This is a genomic window from Streptomyces sp. NPDC059524 (assembly GCF_042749255.1).
GTDB lineage: Bacteria > Actinomycetota > Actinomycetes > Streptomycetales > Streptomycetaceae > Streptomyces > Streptomyces xanthii.
Genome location: NZ_JBHYTK010000192.1, coordinates 1 through 13,131, shown reverse-complemented (window position 1 = coordinate 13,131; position 13,131 = coordinate 1). Strand labels below are relative to the sequence as shown.

Annotated in this window: 13 protein-coding genes; 7 read left to right on the top strand and 6 right to left on the bottom strand. The window is 73.3% G+C overall.

All coding sequences use genetic code 11. The features are described 5' to 3' along the window. Positions 1-248: 248 nt before the first annotated feature. Entirely contained in the window at positions 249-1,547 is a 1,299-nt protein-coding gene (locus ACFW9D_RS34375) for a DUF6986 family protein (RefSeq protein WP_188340394.1), read from the top strand. A 272-nt stretch (positions 1,548-1,819) separates the two neighbouring features. On the opposite strand, the gene ACFW9D_RS34370 is transcribed toward ACFW9D_RS34375, so the two are convergent. Further along, complete coding sequence (locus ACFW9D_RS34370; RefSeq protein WP_188340395.1) at positions 1,820-2,857, bottom strand: LacI family DNA-binding transcriptional regulator; 1,038 nt, start codon at positions 2,855-2,857, stop codon at positions 1,820-1,822. Positions 2,858-3,096: 239 nt separating this feature from the next. Between ACFW9D_RS34370 and ACFW9D_RS34365 the strand changes: the two genes are divergently transcribed. Beyond that, entirely contained in the window at positions 3,097-4,059 is a 963-nt protein-coding gene (locus tag ACFW9D_RS34365; protein WP_384628643.1) for an ROK family protein, read from the top strand. Positions 4,060-4,278: 219 nt separating this feature from the next. After that, positions 4,279-5,157, top strand: coding sequence for a class I SAM-dependent methyltransferase (locus tag ACFW9D_RS34360; protein WP_384628640.1), 879 nt, complete (start codon positions 4,279-4,281; stop codon positions 5,155-5,157). A 50-nt stretch (positions 5,158-5,207) separates the two neighbouring features. On the opposite strand, the gene ACFW9D_RS34355 is transcribed toward ACFW9D_RS34360, so the two are convergent. Beyond that, a complete protein-coding gene (locus tag ACFW9D_RS34355; RefSeq protein ID WP_384628637.1) occupies positions 5,208-5,825 on the bottom strand; it encodes a LysE family translocator in 618 nt (205 codons plus the stop codon). A gap of 110 nt (positions 5,826-5,935) precedes the next feature. On the opposite strand from ACFW9D_RS34355, the gene ACFW9D_RS34350 reads away from it, so the two are divergent. Both ACFW9D_RS34350 and ACFW9D_RS34345 read left to right on the top strand, forming a co-directional pair. Beyond that, a complete protein-coding gene (locus tag ACFW9D_RS34350) occupies positions 5,936-6,388 on the top strand; it encodes an Lrp/AsnC family transcriptional regulator (protein WP_188340399.1) in 453 nt (150 codons plus the stop codon). Between the two features lie 58 nt (positions 6,389-6,446). After that, positions 6,447-6,956 carry a hypothetical protein gene (locus tag ACFW9D_RS34345; RefSeq protein WP_384628633.1) on the top strand — a complete coding sequence of 170 codons (510 nt, stop codon included), beginning with the start codon at positions 6,447-6,449 and terminating at the stop codon, positions 6,954-6,956. Positions 6,957-6,967: 11 nt separating this feature from the next. Here ACFW9D_RS34345 and ACFW9D_RS34340 read toward each other — a convergent pair whose 3' ends face one another. After that, complete coding sequence (locus ACFW9D_RS34340) at positions 6,968-7,336, bottom strand: DUF6083 domain-containing protein (RefSeq protein ID WP_384628629.1); 369 nt, start codon at positions 7,334-7,336, stop codon at positions 6,968-6,970. A gap of 155 nt (positions 7,337-7,491) precedes the next feature. Beyond that, a complete protein-coding gene (locus tag ACFW9D_RS34335; RefSeq protein ID WP_188340400.1) occupies positions 7,492-7,878 on the bottom strand; it encodes an STAS domain-containing protein in 387 nt (128 codons plus the stop codon). 304 nt (positions 7,879-8,182) lie between these two features. Between ACFW9D_RS34335 and ACFW9D_RS34330 the strand changes: the two genes are divergently transcribed. Then, the gene (locus ACFW9D_RS34330) at positions 8,183-9,172 is read left to right on the top strand and encodes an NUDIX domain-containing protein (protein ID WP_384628626.1); all 990 of its coding nucleotides are present in this window, start codon (positions 8,183-8,185) and stop codon (positions 9,170-9,172) included. A gap of 224 nt (positions 9,173-9,396) precedes the next feature. Here ACFW9D_RS34330 and ACFW9D_RS34325 read toward each other — a convergent pair whose 3' ends face one another. Beyond that, positions 9,397-10,140 carry an MBL fold metallo-hydrolase gene (locus ACFW9D_RS34325; RefSeq protein WP_384628623.1) on the bottom strand — a complete coding sequence of 248 codons (744 nt, stop codon included), beginning with the start codon at positions 10,138-10,140 and terminating at the stop codon, positions 9,397-9,399. 79 nt (positions 10,141-10,219) lie between these two features. Next, the gene (locus ACFW9D_RS34320; RefSeq protein ID WP_188340403.1) at positions 10,220-11,584 is read right to left on the bottom strand and encodes a dipeptidase; all 1,365 of its coding nucleotides are present in this window, start codon (positions 11,582-11,584) and stop codon (positions 10,220-10,222) included. A gap of 144 nt (positions 11,585-11,728) precedes the next feature. On the opposite strand from ACFW9D_RS34320, the gene ACFW9D_RS34315 reads away from it, so the two are divergent. Then, positions 11,729-12,976 (top strand): geranylgeranyl reductase family protein, encoded by a 1,248-nt coding sequence (locus ACFW9D_RS34315; protein ID WP_384628620.1) that lies wholly within the window; start codon positions 11,729-11,731, stop codon positions 12,974-12,976. Positions 12,977-13,131 lie beyond the last annotated feature (155 nt).

Sequence of the window (13,131 nt, the reverse complement as noted above, 5' to 3'; positions counted from 1 at the left end):
GTGGACGGCGGCCGGGAACGGGGATTCCGGGGCGAGCCGGTAGTCGACCGAGACGAGGGGGGGCCCCCCCGCCCCCCCCCCCGGGGCGGGCGGGCCCGGGGGGGTGTGAGACCCCCCCCCCCCCCCCCCGTCCGCGTGACGGGACCATGCAAGGGAGCCATTGACTGACGTCATCACGGCCGTTAACTTCACTATGCGGATTGTTGATTCCGTGGAGTGGAAACATCGAGCATATGGAGGGTGCAGTAATGGGTCAGCAGGAGAAGGTGTCGACGAGCCTCGCCGGTGCGGTCAGCGAGGGCATCAGCGCCTCACTCGCCCCCGTCGACGCGGAGCTCGAGCGCCGCTACCCGGGAGACCCCGGCACCCGCCAGCCGGTCCACACGGTCTACGTACCGGGCGACGCCTTCGATGCCGGCACCATCCGGTCCTGGGGCGACCAGGCGCTCGCGATGCTCGACGAGCACGCGCCGGACGCCGCCTCGTTCGCCGAGGTCCTCGGCCTGAGCGACGAGCTCGCCGAGCCCGTCTACAGCCGTGTACGCGCCAAGCTGGAGCGCGAGCCCGTCGAGGACCTCCGGGTCGACTTCGAGGACGGCTACCGCCCCAAGTCCGACGCCGACGAGGACGAGACGGCCGCCCGTGCCGCCCGCGTCATCTCCGAGGCGTTCGCGAACGGCACCGCCGCCCCGTACATGGGCATCCGCATGAAGTGCATGGAGGCCCCGGTCCGCGACCGCGGCATCCGCACCCTCGACATCTTCCTCACCGGCCTCATGGAGCACGGCGGGCTGCCCGAGGGCCTCGTCCTCACGCTGCCGAAGGTGACGTACCCGGAGCAGGTCACCGCGATGGTGCGGCTCGTCGAGGCCTTCGAGAAGCAGCACGGCCTGGACGCCGGCCGGATCGGCTTCGAGATCCAGATCGAGACCAGCCAGTCCATCCTCGGCGCCGACGGCACCGCCGCCGTGGCCAAGATGATCGACGCCGCCGAGGGCCGCGCCACCGGTCTGCACTACGGCACCTTCGACTACAGCGCCTGCCTCGGCGTCTCCGCCGCCTACCAGGCCAGCGACCACCCGGCCGCCGACTACGCGAAGGCCGTCATGCAGGTCGCCGCCGCCGGCACGGGCGTCCGCGTCTCGGACGGCTCCACCAACGTCCTGCCGATCGGCACGACCGCCAAGGTCCACGACGCGATGCGCCTGCACTACGGCCTCACCCGCCGCGCCCTGGCCCGCGCCTACTACCAGGGCTGGGACATGCACCCGGGCCACATCCCCACCCGCTACGCCGCCGTCTTCGCCTTCTACCGCGAGGGCTTCGAGGCCGCCGCCGCGCGCCTCGCCGCCTACGCCAAGCAGGCCGCCGGTGACATCGCCGACGAGCCCGCCACCGCCAAGGCCCTCGCCGGCTACCTGCTGCGCGGCATGGACTGCGGTGCCCTCGACTCCGGCGAGGTCGTCAGCCGGACCGGCCTCACCCTCGCCGGGCTCGAGCACTACGCGGGCCCGCGCCGCGGCGACCTGACGGTCAAGGGCAAGTAGCCCCCAGCGCGCACTCCGTAGCGCGTCGCGAAGACTCTGCCCCTCCTCGGGGTCGGCCGGGGAGGGGCAGAAGTGTGTCCGGGGGTCCGCCGGCCGGGTCGGTGGGCGGGTGGCCGTTCGCCGGGGCGCGCCGGATGTGGCACGGCGTGGCGGGGCTCCCGGCTGTGTTCGCGCCGGGGCTCAGCTGGTCGCCCGGCGCGATGCCGCCGAAGTCGATCGGCGGCGCTGCTGCCCGGCCGCGAAACCGCTGCGTCCCGGACCGGCCTGACGGGTCAGTCGGCCGGAGGCAGCTCGCCCGAGCCGCGCCGGATCAGCCGCGTCGGCAGCTCGATGCGCTCCGGGAGCAGGGTCGCCCCGTCCAGTTGGCGGAACAGGCGCTCGGCGGCCGTGCGGCCCAGCTGCGCCGCGTCCTGCGCGACGACGGTCACGCCGGGGCTCAGCAGGTCGCCCAGCTCGATGTCGTCGAAGCCCACGAGCGCGACGGAGCGCCGCTGCTCGGCCAGGACGCGGATCACCGTGACCGTCACACGGTTGTTGCCCGCGAAGATCGCGGTCACCGGGTCGGGCCCGGTCAGCATCTCCTCGGCGGCCCGCCGCACGCGCTCCGGGTCGGTGACGCCCAGCGACATCCAGCGGTCCGCCACCGGTATGCCGGCGTCCTCCATCGCGGCGCGGTAGCCGCGCAGTCGCTCCGCGGCCGTGTGGATGCGCGGCTGGTCGCCGATGAAGCCGATCCGCCGGTGCCCGCCCGCGATCAGGTGCGCGACGCCGTCCCGGGCCCCGCCGAAGCTGTCCGACAGGACCACGTCCGCGTCGATCCGCCCGGCCGGACGGTCCACGAACACGGTGGCCACACCCGCCGCGATCTCCGGCTCCAGATAACGGTGGTCGTCGCCGGCCGGGATCACCACGAGGCCGTCCACCCGCCGCGCGCACAGCGCGAGCACCAGCTCCTGCTCGCGCTCCGGGTCCTCCGCGCTCGACCCGTTGATGAGCAGCGCGCCGTGCGCCCGCGCGACCTCCTCCACGGCTCGGCTGAGCGGTCCGTAGAACGGGTCGGCGAGATCCTCCAGGACGAGGCCGATGCTCGCCGTACGGCCCTTGCGCAGGACGCGGGCGCTGTCGTTGCGCCGGAAGCCGAGCGCGGCGATCGCCTCCTGCACGCGCCGCTCGGTGTCCGGGGTGACGCCGGGCTCCCCGTTGACGACGCGGGACACGGTCTTGAGGCCGACTCCGGCCCGCGCGGCGACGTCCTTCATCGTCGGGCGGTTGCCGTAGCGGCTCTCGGTGCGGCGGGCGGTACGGTCCACTGTGCGCTGTCCTGTCCTGTCGTCGCGGCCGTGCGACCGGTCGAGGCGACCGCACTCGGAGGCGGGGCGACGGCCGTTCGTCAGGTGTTCATGATGCGGTATGCCGGTGTGGCGTCGAGCATAGGCCCTGGACAACGTTGTCAGGCTCGGGGGAGACTGTCGACCGCATGCTCAGGCTTCCTTACAGTTGCCTCCTCGACCTGCCTTTTCCCGGCCTTCCCCAGGGGGATCCGACACCGATGCACATGGACCTCGTCGCCGCGCTGGACATCGGCGGCACCAAGATCGCCGGCGCCCTGGTGGACGACCGGGGCCGCATTCTGCTGCGGGCGCAGCGGCCGACGCCCGCGCAGGAGGACGGCGACACGGTGATGGGCGCGGTCGAGGCGGTGCTCGACGAGCTCGCGGCCTCCCCGCTGTGGTCCGGCGCCCGCGCCGTGGGCATCGGCAGCGCGGGACCCGTGGACCGCCTCGGGGGCACGGTCAGCCCGGTCAACGTGCCCGGCTGGCGCGGCTTCCCGCTCGTCTCCCGCGTGCGGTCCCACGTCGGCGGCCTGCCCGTCGAGCTCGTCGGCGACGGCGTGGCGATGACGGCCGCCGAGCACTGGCAGGGCGCCGCGCGCGGTCACGACAACGCGCTGTGCATGGTGGTCTCCACCGGCGTCGGCGGCGGCCTGATCCTGGGCGGACAGCTGCACCCCGGCCCGACGGGCAACGCGGGCCACATCGGCCACATCAGCGTCGATCTCGACGGCGACCTCTGCCCCTGCGGCGCCCGCGGCTGCGTCGAGCGCATCGCGAGCGGTCCGAACATCGCGCGGCGTGCCCTCTCCGACGGCTGGCGCCCGGGGCCCGACGGCGACGCGTCCGCCGCGGCGGTGGCCCGCGCCGCCCGGGCGGGCGACCGGGCGGCCGTCGTCTCCTTCGAGCGCGCGGCCCAGGCCCTGGCCGCCGGCATCGCCGCCACCGCGACGCTCGTCGAGATCGACATCGCCGTCATCGGCGGGGGAGTGGCGAAGGCGGGCGAGGTCCTCTTCGCGCCGCTGCGCCGCGCCCTGCGCGACTACGCCACGCTCTCCTTCGTCCAGCGCCTCGAGGTGGCCCCCGCGTCCACGGGGACCGACGCGGGGCTCGTCGGGGCGGCGGCCGCGGCACTGCGCATGGGTGCACGCGCGGGCGAGGCGCACCCGCAGGCCGTGTGACGCCACGCCCGCCGGTGTTCCGCACACCGCCGTTCACCTGCCCTTCGCCCGGAATTCGTACGTGATTTCCGGGCATCGCGGGCTTCTGACGCCGTGCTTGAAGTGCGTGCTCCTGTTCCCCTACGGTCGCTGGAACGCGGCGCCCCCACAGCGCTCGTCCCCCACCCCCTTACCCCCATGTACGCCGTCACGTCGTCTACCCGTGAGGGTCACCGAACCATGCGAGCGCTACTTTCCGGCAAGACCGCCCGACGGGCCCTGCGCCCGGTCGTCGACCTCATCGACCAGCGGATCGACCAGCGCGTCGAACGCCGCGTCGCACCTCTGCGCCATCGCCAGCGGCCTCTGGAGCTTCTGCTCGACGGCACGGGACGCGGACCGTCCCGGCTCCCCGCCCAGGTCCATCTCGACCGCCTCGTCGGGGAGTTGGAGCAGCTGACCGGCGACCGCGCGGGCGCGGAACGCAATGTCGCCCAGTCGTTCCGCCTCCTCATCGCCCTGGAGTCCCTCGGCGTCGGCCGCATCGCCGGCGGCACCATGAACATCTGCGGCAAGCTCTCCGCCGTCCCGCTGCTCGACCCGCCGAACGACGACGTCCTCGAGATCGGCACGCTCTACGGGATGTTCGGCGCGGCCATGATCCGGATGCTGGAGCGCGCGGGACGCGATCCGCGCCTGACGATCGTCGATCCGCTCGCCGGACTGCAGCTCCAGCCGGGCACCACCGAGGGCGCCGACCCGACGGGCACCCCCGTGCGGGGCGCCGCCGTCCGCACCAACCTCGCCCTCGCCGGCGAGGCGGGCGCCGCGGCCCGCATCCAGCGCGGCTTCTCCGGCGACCCGGACGTCCGCGCCGCCGTCGCCGACCGCGCCTACGGCGTGATCATCGTCGACGGCGACCACTCGGCACCGGGCGTGGCGGCGGACCTGGCCTGGGTCGAGGAGATCGCGGCACCGGGCGCCATCGTCGTCCTCGACGACTTCGGCCACGCCAAGTGGCCGGGCATCAAGGAGGCGTTCGAGAAGCACATGGCGGGCGACACCCGCCTGAGGTTCCTGGGCCAGGCGGCCAACTCGGGGTTCCTGCGGGCGGATTGACGGCCGTCGACGGGCACCGGGCCGCACGCGCGCAGCAGGCTGCCCGGGCCTCAGCCGACGAGGCGCTCCACCAGGAGCAGGGCGCCGATGGCGATCATCATGGCGCCGCTGACGCGGGTGACGAGGCGGGCGGCCGAGGGGCGGGTGCTGAGGACCGTGCGGGCCAGGACGCCGACGGCCAGATAGACGACCGCGCACGCCATGAGGTGCACGGTGCTCAGCAGGCCCGTCTGCGCGGCGGCCGGCCAGCCCGTGGCGGGGTCGATGAACTGGGGGAACAGGGAGAAGTACAGCAGCAGGGCCTTCGGGTTCAGGCCGCTGGTCCCCGCCCCCTTGATCATGGCTTGCAGCCGGGACGTGTCGGGGCCCTCTGCGGCTGCCGCCGGCACGGCCGGCTGCCGCAGCACGCCCCAGCCCAGCCACAGCAGATAGCCGGCGCCCGCGACGGTCAGTGCCGTGAGCGCGGCCGGGTAGCTCGCCACGACGACCGCCAGGCCGGCGACGGCTACGAGGGCGTAGACCGCGTGACCGGCGATCAGTCCGGCCACCGCCGGGACGACGGAACGCCCCCGCAGTCCGGCGGAGATCGCGTAGGCCCAGTCCGCGCCCGGAGTGAACACCAGCAGCAGGTCCACCATCAGGAAGGCCGCCAGCGTCGTCGTGTCCATCGATCGTTCCCTCTCGCATTGTTGCTCTGGAGGGAAGGCTAGGTCGAATGCGCCCGAAGGTGTTTGCATCCTTACCCCGCTACGGCGCTGTCCGGGGGAGAATATTCGCCATGGACGCCTTGGATCGGAAAATTCTTGCTGAGCTGCAGTTCGACGGCCGTCTGACGATCACCGAGCTGGCCGCCCGGGTGCAGCTCAGCGTCTCCCCCTGCCACCGCCGACTGCGCGACCTCGAACGAGAGGGCGCGATCCGCGGCTACCGCGCGGTCGTCGACCCGGCGGCCGTCGGCCTGAACTTCGAGGCGCTGGTCTTCGCGACCCTGCGCTGGGAGACCCCGGACACGGTGACGGCCTTCGAAGAGGCGGTCACCGCCGTCCCGCACGTCCTCCAGGCGCAACGCCTCTTCGGCGAGCCGGACTACCTCCTGCGCGTGGCCACCAGCGACCTCGCAGCCTTCCAGCAGCTCTACGACGAACAGCTGGCGCGACTCCCCGGAGTCCAGCGCCTGACCTCCACCCTGGTCATGAAGAACGTGATCGCCGACCGGCCTCTGCCCGAGTAGGTGCGGCCCCCGTTCCACTCCGGTCGACCGTGTCCGGGGCCCGGAGGATCATGGATTCATGAACGGCATACGCGTATCCGCGACGGCGCGTCTCTTGATCGCCGCCGCGATGACTGCGTGCCTCCTGGCCTCCAGCGCCGGGGTGGCGGTGGCTGCGGCGTCGCCCTCGGCGAGCACGGACGCCTGGGGGAAGACGAAGAAGTGGTCGGGAGGCCTGTCGGTCACCGTCTCCAAACCCGTGAAGTTCACGCCGAGCCCCTACTCGATCGGGCACACGACCGGGAACCGGGCCGTGAAGTGGCGGATCACGGTGCACAACGGATCGGACGAGGCCTTCCAGGGCGCGCTGATGACGGTGAACGTGAAGGCGGGCCCGGACGGCGACGTCTGCACGCAGATCTTCGACGGGGACCTGGGCGGCGGCATCACGGGAAGCGTCTCGCCGGGCTCCAACGGCACGGCCGACTTCGCGTTCGACATCCCGCGGAACAAGCTGAAGAAGGTCGATGTCGAGGTCGTGCCCGAGTTCCTGAAGGACGGGAAGCACTGGGTCGGTTCGGTGAAGTAGGCGGCGCGGCGTCAGCCCGCCTCGGGCAGCTCGGGTGTCGCCCGTCGCCGCTCGGCGCGGCGACGCGTCTCTTCCCGCACCACCGTCAACCACGGCCAGAGGTCAGGCAGGTCCTGGTCGGGACAGACCAGCACGTGCTCGATGCGACACTGCTGCGCGCCGTCCACGGGGCAGACGCCGTAGACGGTCACCCGGCCGTCGGACAGTTCGATCCACCGGCGCTCGGCGGGCACCACATGGGCGGGGACGCGCAGGGCCGGCTCGAGGCGGACGAGGTCGTGTTCCGGCGTCCGCGCCTCCTCCTGCGGGAGTCCGCAGGCCGGGCAGGGCAATTCGGGGGCCGTCCGCAACCGGCGGAGCTTCTCGTCGGAATCGCTCATGTACCGAGCGTGCGGGCTGCCCGCGGACGCCACAGCATCGGCAATCGGACGGGACGGGTGGGGAAGCGCGGGCGGAGGGCGACACGTGAGGCGCCCGAGGCCCCGTCGGTGCGCGGACGCCTCGTGCGGCGCGGCCGACGGACGCCCCCGGATGCTCAGCGGAGGGCTTCGTGGAGGGTGGGCACCGGGGTCAGGGTCTCGGTCAGTCCGGCCACGTCGATGATGCGCAGGGTCAGAGGGTGGCGGCAGACCACCGTCGTGCGGGCGCCGCGGGCGCGGGTGCGGCGGCTGGCGCGGACCAGGAGGGTCAGGCCGGAGCAGTCGAGGAAGGTCGTGGCGGTCAGGTCCACGGCCACGACCCGGTACGGGCCCGCCGCGACGGTGTCCAGGAGCGGCGTCATCCGCTGGAGCGCGAGGATGTCGATCTCCCCGTCGAGCTCGACCACGACGCTGTCGCCGGTCTCGCGGACCACGGGCGGCGGGCCGGGGTCGGCGGCGGAACGGGTGAGGGTGAGGTGGTCTGCGCGGTGGCCCTGTCGCATGGGTCCCCCCGGGTTCGGGCACCTGTCCGGCTCCGGGAGGGGAGCCGAGGGTGTGGTCACGGAATCTCGGTATGCGGACGTACACGCGGACGCCGGGGGCTGGGGCGTCTGCGCGGTCACGGTAACGGCCGGGCCCCCGCGTTGCCCCGAGGTCTCGAATTCCCGCACGGACTCGTCACTTGATGGAGTGAATCGCATGGTGGCGGGTTGACCGGCGGGGGCGTGTCCGACCCCTCATCAGTGCCTGGTTTCCGTGGCAGGGTGTTGCGGGCAAGCCTCTGGGGGCCGACGAAGAGGGGGAACCGTGATCGTCTGGGTCAACGGCGCGTCTCGTGCGGGCAAGACCACCGCCGCCCGGGAGCTGATCGATCTGATCCCGAACTGCACGCTCTTCGACCCCGAGGTGATCGACGCCGAACTGGAGCGCCTGCTGCCGCCCAAGCGGCTCGCGGAAGTCAGCGACCGGCAGGACCTGCGTATCTGGCGACGCCTCGTGGTCGACACCGCCGCCGCCCTCCACGCCGAGCTGGGCGGGGTGCTCGTGGTGCCGCTGGCGCTGCTGCGCCAGGAGTACCGCGACGAGATCTTCGGAGGGCTCGCCGCCCGCCGCATCCCGGTCTGCCATGTGCTCCTCGCCCCAGGGGAAACGATCCTGCGCGAGCGAGACCCCGCCGGCGAGGCCCCGGCGGACATCGAGCCGTACCGCGCCGCGTTCACGACCTGGCTCGCCGCCGACGCCTACCCGGTCGACAACGGCGCCCTGACCCCGCGCGAGACCGCGATACGGATCGCCGCCGCCGTCCGTACGGGGGAAGCGGCGCCCTGCGACATCGTGCAGACACCCGAACCGACCGCCGAGACCGTCGCCGCCGGTGTGCTCCTCTTCGACGCCGAGGACCGGGTGCTGCTCGTCGACCCGACCTACAAGCCGGGCTGGGAGTTCCCCGGCGGCGTCGTCGAACCGGGGGAGGCGCCGGCGCGGGCCGGGATGCGGGAGGTCGCCGAGGAGACCGGGATACAACTCGCCGACGCCCCCGGCCTGTTGGTCGTCGACTGGGAGCGGCCCGTGCCTCCGGCGTACGGGGGGCTGCGGATGCTGTTCGACGGGGGGCGGCTGGCGGACGGGGTCGAAGTCGTCCTGCCGGGGCCGGAGTTGCGGGCCTGGCGCTTCGTCACGGAGGAGGAGGCGGCGGGGTTGCTGCCGCCCGTGCGGTTCGAGCGGTTGCGGTGGGCGCTCAGGGCGCGGGAGCGCGGGGCCGCGCACTATCTGGAAGCGGGGGTGCCCTTGGGGTGACCTGGGGCGTGGTGCGGGGAACTCGCAGTAGTTGTGCGGTGCGTTGTCGGCTTGCGGTGCGTCGTGGCTGGTCGCGCAGTTCCCCGCGCCCCTGGAGGCATGCGGCTTCGCCGCGCCTCCTCCCTTGGTGTGCCCCTGGAGACGTGCGCTTCGCCGCGTCCACTCCCCTTTGGTGCGCCCCCGGAGGCATGTGCTTCGCCGCGCGTCCCCCAGGGGGTCGGCCCTCAGGTCGGGAGGTCGTAGGTTGCCGCTGATGCGCGCAGTGCCGCGCCCGCGTCGCTCGTCAGCGGGTCCCCGTGGCCGAAGCAGGCCAGGTCCGGGTCCAGGGACGCCAGGTGGTGGAAGGAGCCGACGGCCCGGGGGCGGTTCTGGTTGAAGACACCGAGGACGATCTGGGAGTCCACGGGGGACGCGGCGATCGCGTCGCCGGTGAACAGGACGCCGTGGTGCGGGAGATGAAGGGCGATCGAGCCCTCCGTGTGGCCCGGCGCCGGGACCACCACCGCGCCGCCGCCGATGCCGTCGAGGAGCTCGCCGTCCTTCAGTTCCCGCACCGAGGACGGGAGTTCGGGGTGCGCGGGCGGGGCCGGGAGGGCCGCCAGGGCCGCCGCGTGGATCGGGCGCTCCCAGTCCTCGAAGACCGGGTCGGGGCCGGGGCGTTCGCCGCGGATGTACGGGGCGTCGAGGTGGTGGGCGAGGATCTCGGCGCCGCTGATACGGGCGAACTCGACGGCTCCGCCCGCGTGGTCCTCGTGGAAGTGGGTGAGGACGATGCGGCGCACGTCCTGCGGGGCGTGCCCCCAGTCCCGTACGGCGTCGGCGATCGGCCCGCCCGCGCCGTACGCGCCCGCGTCGATCAGGGTCAGCTCGGAGCCGTCCCGCCAGAGGTAGGCCTGGCCGACGGGGAAGCGCAGGAGGCGCAGGCGCGGGGTGAGGTCGCGGATCTCGGTCAGGGGGTAGGGCTTCATGCCGTGACCGTAGGCGCGGAACGGGCCGAGGGCCGCCCGTCTCTGCCGGGAGCAGAGAGGAGCGGCCCTCGGGAACGCGTCAGTTGGCGGCAGCCGCGTACTTCTGGAGGAACAGCGCCTCCGCCACCGAGAGCCGCTTGAGCTCGTCCGGCGACACGCTCTCGTTCACCGCGTGGATCTGCGCCTCCGGCTCGCTGAGCCCGATGAGCAGGATCTCCGCCTCGGGGTAGAGCGAGGCCAGCGTGTTACACAGCGGGATCGAGCCGCCCTGGCCGGCGAACTGCATCTCCTGACCGTCGTACGCCTCCGCCATGGCCTCGGCCATCGCCGCGTACGCCGGGCTCTTCGTGTTCGCGCGGAACGCCTGGCCCTGGCCGACCTGCTCCACGCTCACCCGGGCGCCCCACGGGGTGTGCGCCTCGATGTGCCCGGCCAGCAGCTTGGTCGCCTCGGCGGCGTCCTGGCCCGGCGGCACCCGCAGGCTGATCAGCGCACGGGCGCCGGCCTGCACGGACGGCGTCGCGCCGACCACCGGCGGGCAGTCGATGCCGAGGACGGTCACCGCGGGCCGCGCCCAGATCCGGTCGGCGACCGTGCCGGAACCGATCAGCTCGACCCCGTCGAGCACCTTCGCGTCCTTGCGGAAGCTCTCCTCGTCGTACTGCAGCCCGTCCCACTGCGCGCCGCCCGGCAGCCCGTCGACGACGGTCGAACCGTCCTCGTCGCGCAGCGAGTCCAGTACGCGGATCAGCGCGGCGAGCGCGTCGGGCGCGGCCCCGCCGAACTGACCGGAGTGCAGATTGCCCTCCAGGGTGTCGACCTGGACCCGCACCAGCGTCATGCCGCGCAGCGTCGAGGTCGCCGTCGGCAGGCCGACCCGGAAGTTGCCCGCGTCGCCGATGACGATGGTGTCGGCCGTGAGCAGGTCCGGGTGCTGCTCCGCGTAGCGCTCCAGGCCGCCCGTGCCCATCTCCTCCGAGCCCTCGGCGATGACCTTGACGCCGACCGGGACGCCGCCGTTCGCCTTCAGTGCGCGCAGGGCGAGCAGGTGCAGCAGCACACCGCCCTTGCAGTCGGCCGAGCCGCGCCCGTACCAGCGGCCGTCCTCGCGCTCGGTCAGCTCGAACGGGGGCGTGGCCCACGCGCTCTCGTCCAGCGGCGGCTGCACGTCGTAGTGCGCGTACAGGAGCACGGTCGGGGCGCCCGCGGGACCGGGCAGGTAGCCGTACACGGACTGGGTGCCGTCCGGGGTGTCGAGGAGCGCGACGTCCTGGAAGCCCTCGGCGCGCAGCGCGTCGGCGACCCAGTTCGCGGCGCCCTCGCTCTCGCTCTTCGGGTACTGGTCGAAGTCCGCCACCGACTTGAAGGCCACCAGTTCTGTCAGCTCCGCCTTGGCGCGGGGCAGCAGTGAGGCGACGGTCTCGGCGATCGGATGCGGCGACATGGGCACGCTCCTCGTGGGTGCGACGTTGTGCAGGGTGTGCCGATGATCCTCCCACAGCGGGTCGGCGCGGAGCCGGTCGTAGGATGCGGGGGAGCAAGGCGGCAGGCAGTCCCATCAGTGGCGATTCGGGAGCAGTAGACCATCGTGAGCAGCGAGAACCCGGCGGACGGCAATGAGACGGGCGACGAGCGGGACCTGAGCGTGTGGGACGTCGTGGTGGTGGGCGCGGGCCCCGCCGGTGCGTCCGCCGCGTACGCGGCCGCGGTCGCCGGCCGCCGGGTGCTGCTCCTGGAGAAGGCCGAGCTCCCGCGGTACAAGACGTGCGGCGGCGGCATCATCGGCCCCTCGCGCGACTCGCTGCCGCCGGGCTTCGAGCTGCCGTTCAAGGACCGGATCGACGCGGTCACGTTCTCGCTCAACGGCAAGTACACGCGCACGCGGCGCTCGCGCAGCATGCTGTTCGGGCTGATCAACCGCCCGGAGTTCGACGCGCAGCTCGTCGAGCACGCCCAGAAGGCCGGGGCCGAGCTGCGCACGGGCGTCACCGTGTCCCGGGTCGAGCAGCACGGTTCGGCCGTCCCCGACCGGCGCACCGTCGCGGTCGTGCTGCAGGACGGCGAGACGGTCCTGGCGAGGGCCGTCGTCGGCGCGGACGGCAGCGCCAGCCGCATAGGAGCGCACGTCGGGGTCAAGCTCGACCAGGTGGACCTCGGCCTGGAGGCGGAGATCCCGGTGCCCGAGACGGTCGCCGAGGACTGGCGCGGGCGCGTCCTCATCGACTGGGGCCCGATCCCCGGCAGTTACGGCTGGGTCTTCCCCAAGGGCGACACGCTCACCGTCGGCGTGATCTCGGCCCGCGGTGAAGGCGCCGCCACCAAGCGGTACTTGGAGGACTTCATCGGGCGGCTCGGCCTCGCCGGCTTCGAGCCCGCCATCTCGTCCGGGCACCTGACCCGCTGCCGCGCCGACGACTCCCCGCTCTCCCGCGGCCGGGTCCTGGTCTGCGGTGACGCGGCCGGACTGCTGGAGCCGTGGACCCGCGAGGGCATCTCGTTCGCGCTGCGCTCGGGGCGGCTCGCGGGGGAGTGGGCGGTGCGGGTCGCCGAGGCGCACGACGCGGTGGACGCGCGGCGGCAGGCGCTCAACTACGCCTTCGCGATCAAGGCCGGGCTCGGCGTCGAGATGGCCGTCGGCCGGCGCATGCTGACCGTGTTCGCCCGGCGCCCCGGACTGATCCACACCGCGATCACCGGCTTCCGCCCCGCCTGGCACGCCTTCGCGAAGATCGTCCGCGGCTCGTCCTCGCTCGCCGAGATCGTGCGCACGCACCCCGTCGCGGGACGCGTCCTGTCCCGGCTCGACCGGCAGGAGGGCGACGCGGTCAGCTCGTGACCGTGACGTGCGACGGAAGACCCGGCGCCGCACGACGGCGGGCCGGCCCGCCGCGCCGGCGGCGCGTACTCCGCGGGGAGTATGTGTGATCGCCACGCCTGGCTGACGCCTGGCGAGGGGCCCGGCGCTTAGCGTGGCGGCATGGACGAACGACG

Coding starts and splice junctions, on each gene's coding strand:
- ACFW9D_RS34375 (WP_188340394.1), top strand. CDS start 249: ATGGGTCAGCAGGAGAAGGTGTCGACGAGCCTCGCCGGTGCGGTCAGC.
- ACFW9D_RS34365 (WP_384628643.1), top strand. CDS start 3,097: ATGCACATGGACCTCGTCGCCGCGCTGGACATCGGCGGCACCAAGATC.
- ACFW9D_RS34360 (WP_384628640.1), top strand. CDS start 4,279: ATGCGAGCGCTACTTTCCGGCAAGACCGCCCGACGGGCCCTGCGCCCG.
- ACFW9D_RS34355 (WP_384628637.1), bottom strand. CDS start 5,825: ATGGACACGACGACGCTGGCGGCCTTCCTGATGGTGGACCTGCTGCTG.
- ACFW9D_RS34350 (WP_188340399.1), top strand. CDS start 5,936: ATGGACGCCTTGGATCGGAAAATTCTTGCTGAGCTGCAGTTCGACGGC.
- ACFW9D_RS34345 (WP_384628633.1), top strand. CDS start 6,447: ATGAACGGCATACGCGTATCCGCGACGGCGCGTCTCTTGATCGCCGCC.
- ACFW9D_RS34340 (WP_384628629.1), bottom strand. CDS start 7,336: ATGAGCGATTCCGACGAGAAGCTCCGCCGGTTGCGGACGGCCCCCGAA.
- ACFW9D_RS34335 (WP_188340400.1), bottom strand. CDS start 7,878: ATGCGACAGGGCCACCGCGCAGACCACCTCACCCTCACCCGTTCCGCC.
- ACFW9D_RS34325 (WP_384628623.1), bottom strand. CDS start 10,140: ATGAAGCCCTACCCCCTGACCGAGATCCGCGACCTCACCCCGCGCCTG.
- ACFW9D_RS34320 (WP_188340403.1), bottom strand. CDS start 11,584: ATGTCGCCGCATCCGATCGCCGAGACCGTCGCCTCACTGCTGCCCCGC.